Origin of the sequence: Phenylobacterium sp. (assembly GCF_016793225.1) — a bacterium.
Classification (GTDB): Bacteria; Pseudomonadota; Alphaproteobacteria; order Caulobacterales; family Caulobacteraceae; genus Phenylobacterium.
This window is the reverse complement of sequence record NZ_JAEUMN010000148.1, coordinates 1-6,422: the sequence shown is the minus strand read 5'-3', so window position 1 is coordinate 6,422 and position 6,422 is coordinate 1. Positions and strand designations below refer to the sequence as shown.

The following is a 6,422-nucleotide window of genomic DNA, read 5'->3' as shown; positions in this document are numbered from 1 at the left end:
GGCGCCGTCGACGACCTGGTCTACGTCAGCCCCCGCACCGGCCGGGCCGTCAGTCGCGAGGCGGGCGAACCCTATCGCGAGCGGCTGCTGGCGCTCCCCGCCTTCCTGCTCTCGGCGCAGGGCCGGCTCCTGCCCGGCGATATCGGCGCCGGCCTCGACCTCACCGGCCATTTCCTCGAGGCGAACATATTCGGCCCACTCAACCGGCCCCTGCCGCCCGCCCGCATCTGGCTTCTGGAGCGCCTGCGCGAGGCCGGTCGGCTGTAGCGAGAAGTTGGGCCAGGTGCGGCGGCCCAGGTCCTTGGCCACAGCCCAGGCCAGCGGCGCGGCGGCCACGGCCAGCCCGCTCGCCACCGCCTGGCCGGGGAGCGGCGCGCCCATCAGCACCGACAGCAGCACGCTCGCCGCCTCGCCGACGGTCAGCGCGAAGGCCGCCACGAGCGCCTGGTCGGTGCGCAGAGCCGGCTGCCCGGGCCGTCCGCCATCGAGTGTCCGGATCGCCAGGGCCGCCGCGGGCAGCAGCATCGCCGCGGCCCATATCCCGGCCATCCGCGGCAGCCCGTCGCGCGTCGCCGCGGCCGCCACGGCCAGCATGGCCGCCGGTCCGGACGCGGCCAGCGCGAACCAGGCTCCCACATTCGTCCGCGGCGGCGCCAGCAACATGCGGCCAAGCTTGCCGCTCGCGTTGAATGCGCAGTGAATGCGCGAGCCTAATTCACGTTGACCATCCGCGACCCGGAGCCGCGCCGCTCGAACCTAGCGCCGTGCGGCGGCGCGGCGTCGTCGTGGCGCGGTCCAGGCGGGTGGCGCCGCGGGCGCACGGCGCGGCGGCGGCGTCGGGAAGCGGATCACCTCGGCCACCGCAGGCTCCGGTTCGGGCGCCTGGGCGCGCTCGGTCTCGGCCCACTCCGCGAGCCAGTCGCGTCCGACCTCCACGGGCGGGGTCCGGGCCCCGATGGGGCGGAAGGTGCGGGCCCAGAGGTCCGCCGCCACCGCGACCGCAAGCGGCGCAGCGGCCATCGCCAGTCCCACCGCCACGGCCTCGCCCGAGAATGGCGCGCCCAGCACGACCACGAACAGCAGCCCGCACGCCATGCCCACGGTCAGGCAGAAGGCGCGGATCAGCCGGGGATCGGCGGCCGCGCGGGGCCGGTGCGGCCGCCGCTCGAGGTTGGGCAGGGCAAGCAGCAGCGCCGGGGCCAGCAGGGCCGCCGCCGTCAGGCCGGCCAGGCTCGCGAGGCCATCCCGGGTGGCCGCCGCCGCCAGCGCGAGCAGCGCCGCGGGCGCCGCGACGGCGAGCGCGAACCAGGCCATGGCGTTCACCCGCGGCGCCGTCAGCACGGCGAACGCGAGGCCCGAGCGCACCCCGTAGTCGAGGTCGCCCCGGCCGGCTTTCAGGCGCCTGCGGCCCCGCACGCGCGCAGGCTCGGGCGGATGGTTGACGGCCAGCACGAAGCCGTCGAAGCGCACATACTCTGTAATCGGTCCCGTCCTTCGGTTGGCCGCCATCCCGATCCCGCGCGAGCCCCCGTGGCGGCGCCGGATCGTTCCCCTGGGATGGTTGCGTTAACCATATTCCCAGGGGGCGCGCGAAAGACAACCCCGCACGGGTGCGCCGGGGCGGATTGGCGCGCAATGCCGCGGGGACGCGGCCTCCGCGAGGGTTCAGGCGGCTTCTTCGGCGGCAGGTTCGCGGGCGGCCCGTTCGCCGTAGCGCATCCAGCCTTCGTCCACCGCCGCCGGCATGACGCGCAGGGTGACCGGCGGCGCGCGCCGGGGGTTCAGCACCGTCACCGAGGCCGGCTCGCGCGGGGGGCTGCGCAGGGCTTCGGCCTGCAGCCACTCCAGCGTCCAGTTGCGCCGGACGCTCACCTGGGTCGCGGCCAGCCGCTCGTTCAGCGGCTTCACCGCGCGGCGCCACAGGTTGCGGGCCAGCGAGAGCGCCAGCGGCATGCCGGCCATGGCCAGCCCCACCGCGATCGCCTCGCCCGAGAAACGGGCTCCCAGCATCACCACGAACAGCAGCCCCGAGGCCTGTCCCACGGTCAGCACGAGCGCGCGGGCCAGGTCCTCGTCACGGGTTTCCGCCGGGGTGGGCGCGACGCGCCGCCGTTCCAGCGCGCCAAGCGCCAGCAGTACGGCGGGCGCCAGCAGCAGCGCCGCATAGAGCCCCGCCGCCCTGGGCAGGCCCGCCTGGGTCATCGCCGCCGCCGCCGCGAGCAGCAGCGCGGGCACGGCCGCGGCCAGGCCGAACCAGGCCGGCGCGTTCACGCGCGGGGAGGCGATGATGGCGAAAGCCAGGCCGCCGCGGATGCCGAAGTCGGCCTTCCTGGAGCGCCTGCGGCCGGCCGCGCGCGATGGGTCGGGTCGGTTCAAAGCTTGTCTGTCCGGCGTTTTGCCGCCCCCACGCACACCGGGCGTTTTGCCCGGTCCCCCGAAGGGGTTCCCACGCCTGCAGCATCCCCCCCACAGGTAAACGCGGGCTTAGCCTTGGCCGTTAACGAAGCGTGTCGGGCGCCGCCGGCGATCTCTTTCACCGCCAAGCCCGCCAAGTTCACGAAGCCGTCCTGCCCGCCGACGCCCTCTTAGCGTGCTTGGTGCGCTTGGTGGTGGATGACCGACGCCTCCGGAGTCTCGCCGCACTGACGCCGCGGCAGGGCTGCGCTAGGAAGGACCCCTATGCCCCGCCTGATTCCCTAGAAGACGCCGATGCCCCTCGACACCCCGCCGCCCGAAGGTCCCTCCGGCGAGCCCGACCGCATCATCGACGAGCCGCTGCAGGAGGCGCTCTCCCGCCGCTACCTGGCCTATGCGCTCAGCGTCATTACCGACCGCGCGCTGCCCGACGTGCGCGACGGCCTCAAGCCCGTGCAGCGCCGCGTGCTCTACGCCATGCGCGAGATGCGCCTGAACCCCGAGGCGGCCGCGCGCAAGTGCGCCAAGGTCGTGGGCGAGGTGATGGGCAGCTACCACCCCCACGGCGACCAGGCGATCTACGACACCCTGGTGCGCATGGCCCAGTCGTTCGCCCAGCGCTATCCGCTGGTCGACGGCCAGGGCAACTTCGGCAACATCGACGGCGATAACGCCGCGGCCATGCGCTACACCGAGGCCAAGCTGACGGCCGCGGCCACCCTGCTGCTCGACGGCATCGACGAGGACGCGGTCGACTTCAAGCCCACCTACGACGGCTCCGACGACGAGCCCGTGGTGCTGCCGGCCGGCTTCCCCAACCTGCTCGCCAACGGCTCCACCGGCATCGCCGTCGGCATGGCCACCTCGATCCCGCCGCACAACGCCGGCGAGTTGATCGACGCCTGCCTCCTGTTGCTCGACGACCCTGAGGCCTCGGTCGAAGCCCTGATGACCCACGTCCAGGGGCCCGACTTCCCCACCGGCGGCGTCATCGTCGAGCCGCGCGCCAGCCTGATCGAGACCTATTCCACCGGCCGCGGCGGCGTGCGCGTGCGCGCCCGCTGGGACAAGGAGGACACCGGCCGCGGGACCTGGCAGATCGTCGTCACCGAGATCCCCTACCAGGTGAAGAAGGCCGACCTGGTGGAACAGCTCGCCGGGCTCATCGAGGACAAGAAAGCCCCGCTGCTGGGCGACGTGCGCGACGAGTCCGCCGAAGACGTGCGCCTGGTGCTCGAGCCCAAGAGCCGCAATGTCGAGCCCGAGGTGCTGATGGAGAGCCTGTTCCGGCTTTCCGACCTCGAGACCCGCTTCAGCGTCAACCTGAACGTCCTGGACGCCCGCGGCACGCCCGGCGTCATGAGCCTGCGGCAGGCGCTCAAGGCGTTCCTCGACCACCGCCGCGACGTGCTGGTCCGGCGCGCCCGCCATCGGCTCGCCAAGATCGAGGCCCGGCTGCACATCCTCGACGGGCTGATGATCGCCTACCTCAATCTCGACGAGGTGATCCGCATCGTCCGCTACGAGGAGAAGCCCAAGGAGGTCCTGATCGCGACCTTCGAGCTCTCCGAGATCCAGGCCGACGCCATCCTCAACACCCGCCTGCGCCAGCTGGCCCGGCTGGAGGAGATGGAGATCCGCCGCGAGCACGCCGAGCTGGCCGAGGAGCGCGACGGCATCCAGGGCCTGCTCGCCTCCGACAAGGCCCAGTGGAAGCTGGTGGGGCAGGGGCTGAAGGACGTGAAGGCCCAGCTCGCCGACCTCAACGTCCGCCGCTCCGCGTTCGCCGACGCCCCGGTGGTCGACGCCGAGGCCGCCGTCCAGGCCATGATCGTGCGCGAGCCGATCACCGTCATCCTCTCCGAGCGCGGCTGGATCCGCGCCGCCAAGGGCCGCGTCGACGACCCCTCGGAGCTGAAGTTCAAGGAGGGCGACAAGCTCCAGTTCCTGGTCCCCGGCGAGACCACCGACAAGCTGCTCATCTTCGCCAGCGACGGCCGCTTCTTCACGCTGGGCTGCGACAAGCTGCCGGGCGCCCGCGGCCACGGCGAGCCGGTGCGCCTGATGATCGACCTCGACGACAAGGTGGGCATCGTCGACGTCTTCATGCACCGCCCGGGCGCCAAGCGCGTGATCGCCTCGAAGGAGGGCTACGGCTTCATCCTGCCCGAGGAGGAGGCCATCGCCTTCCGCCGGGCCGGCAAGCAGGTGCTGAACGGCGCCGCCCAGGTCTCGATCCCGCTCGCCGGCGCCGATCACCTGGCCGTCATCGGCGACAACGGCAAGCTGCTGATCTTCCCCGCCGGCGAACTCCCCGAGATGTCCCGCGGCAAGGGCGTCAAGCTCCAGACCTACCGCGAAGGGGGCTTACGCGACGCGGCCGCCTTCAACGCCGCCGAAGGCCTCGCCACCGTCGACGCCAGCGGCCGCACCCGCGTCTGGGCGGAGTGGCGCGAATGGGTCGGCCGCCGCGCCGGCGCCGGCAAGCTCGCGCCCAAGGGCTTCCCCGCCAACAAGCGCTTCCGGCCCAAGGGATAGCGCTCCGCGCTATCCCCTTCCTCTCCCGCGAGCGGGAGAGGGGGACCGCCCGCCGAAGAGCGGGTGGTGGAGAGGGCAAGCGGCCAGCACAGCCGCCAGCACCGCCCCCGCGCCTGCAACCTCCCAGCGCCCGCCCCAGCCCAAAACATCGCCTCCCAGGCGAGTCGTGTTTACCAGCGCCCGCGGACCGACAAGGCTCAGCTCGCCTACATCGGGAGCTGCTGACATGTCGCGCATCGGGATCCTCGCCGCCGCTGCCGTCCTGGCCTCCGCCGCCCTGCCGGCGGCCGCCTCCACGGTCTATTCGGACATCAACGCCAACGCCGCGACCGCGGCCGCCGCGTTCGACGCCGCGGTCGGCAGCTTCACGGTGCAGGACTTCGAAGGCTTCGCCGACGGGGCGCAGCCGTCGTGGAGCTACGGGGCGGGCACGGCCACCCTGGACGGCGCCCTCGGCGTCACCACCGGCTATCCGTACGGCGGCGGCCCGACCTCCGGGTCCAAGGGCTACATCGCCTACACCGAGTTCGGCGCTGGCTCGCCGGTGTTCACCTTCTCGGCGCCGATCCGCGCCTTCGGCGCCTACATCGTCGACCTGGAGCTCCCGGCCCAGATCACCGTCACGCTCTCCGGCGGCGGCGTGGAGCTCCTCACGCCCACGATCGCCGGGGACGGCGGCCTCACCTTCTTCGGCTTCGACTACGGCTCGGCGGCCATCACGGGCGTCAGCATCGCCCTGCACGTGACCGACGCGGTCCTGCTGGACGACGTCCGCATCGCCACCGGCGCCGCCGTCCCGGAACCCGGCGCCTGGGCCCTCATGATCGCCGGCTTCGGCCTCGCCGGCGCCGCCCTCCGCAACCGCCGCCGCGCCGCGCCCGTCCTCGCCCGCTAGCGGCGGGGGGCCCGCACCCTTCCTCTCCCGCCCGCGGGAGAGGGGGACCGCCCGCCGAAGAGCGGGTGGTGGAGAGGGCAGGCGGCAGTCCACGGCAGCCACAAGCCCGGCGGCGCAGGCGCCGGGCGCGCTCCGCGCCGAGGCTTCAGGCCCGCGCCCCAACTCACCCCACCCACGCCCCGCCGTTCGCGTGGATCACCTGGCCCTGGACGAACCGCGCCCCGTCGCCCAGCAGGAACTCGACCACCGCGGCGTAGTCCGCGCCCTCGGTCAGCCGCCCCGACGGGTTGGCCCGCGCGCCGCGGTCCAGCACGCGTTCGGCCGCCGCCTCGCCGCCGGCCATCTTCGCCACCGAGGTGGTGGCGACCAGCCCCGGGGCCACGGCGTTGATGCGCACGCCGAGCGGCGCGAGCTCGGGGACGAGGTAGCGGACCAGGCTCTCGGCCAGCGCCTTGCCGCAGCCCAGGGCCGCGTAGTTCGCGAGCACGGTCCGCGCGCCGGCGCTGGTGATGAAGACGATCGACGAGCCGGGGGCGAGCCAGGGCCGGGCGGCCTGCACGAGGTAGAGCAGCGA

7 protein-coding genes are annotated in these 6,422 nt (G+C 73.6%); 4 read left to right on the top strand and 3 right to left on the bottom strand.

What is annotated here, in order from left to right:
• Positions 1–267 (top strand): DNA repair protein RecO C-terminal domain-containing protein (locus JNK30_RS17225; protein WP_367118761.1); only part of this gene is annotated, 267 nt, incomplete at its 5' end.
• A 34-nt stretch (positions 268–301) separates the two neighbouring features.
• Positions 302–700 carry a hypothetical protein gene (locus JNK30_RS17220; protein WP_293484053.1) on the top strand — a complete coding sequence of 133 codons (399 nt, stop codon included), beginning with the start codon at positions 302–304 and terminating at the stop codon, positions 698–700.
• A 56-nt stretch (positions 701–756) separates the two neighbouring features.
• On the opposite strand, the gene JNK30_RS17215 is transcribed toward JNK30_RS17220, so the two are convergent.
• Positions 757–1,509 (bottom strand): hypothetical protein, encoded by a 753-nt coding sequence (locus JNK30_RS17215; RefSeq protein WP_293484052.1) that lies wholly within the window; start codon positions 1,507–1,509, stop codon positions 757–759.
• Between the two features lie 156 nt (positions 1,510–1,665).
• Positions 1,666–2,376 (bottom strand): hypothetical protein, encoded by a 711-nt coding sequence (locus JNK30_RS17210; RefSeq protein WP_293484051.1) that lies wholly within the window; start codon positions 2,374–2,376, stop codon positions 1,666–1,668.
• 333 nt (positions 2,377–2,709) lie between these two features.
• Here JNK30_RS17210 and parC point away from each other — a divergent pair, with 333 nt between their 5' ends.
• Complete coding sequence (gene parC / locus JNK30_RS17205; RefSeq protein ID WP_293484050.1) at positions 2,710–4,953, top strand: DNA topoisomerase IV subunit A; 2,244 nt, start codon at positions 2,710–2,712, stop codon at positions 4,951–4,953.
• 226 nt (positions 4,954–5,179) lie between these two features.
• Positions 5,180–5,848 (top strand): PEPxxWA-CTERM sorting domain-containing protein, encoded by a 669-nt coding sequence (locus JNK30_RS17200; protein WP_293484048.1) that lies wholly within the window; start codon positions 5,180–5,182, stop codon positions 5,846–5,848.
• A 163-nt stretch (positions 5,849–6,011) separates the two neighbouring features.
• Here JNK30_RS17200 and JNK30_RS17195 read toward each other — a convergent pair.
• The coding region (locus tag JNK30_RS17195; protein ID WP_293484047.1) for an SDR family oxidoreductase at positions 6,012–6,422 on the bottom strand (411 nt) is incomplete at its 5' end.

Excerpts from the sequence above, each read along its gene's own strand:
- JNK30_RS17215 (WP_293484052.1), bottom strand. The coding sequence starts at position 1,509 with ATGGCGGCCAACCGAAGGACGGGACCGATTACAGAGTATGTGCGCTTC.
- parC (WP_293484050.1), top strand. The coding sequence starts at position 2,710 with ATGCCCCTCGACACCCCGCCGCCCGAAGGTCCCTCCGGCGAGCCCGAC.
- JNK30_RS17200 (WP_293484048.1), top strand. The coding sequence starts at position 5,180 with ATGTCGCGCATCGGGATCCTCGCCGCCGCTGCCGTCCTGGCCTCCGCC.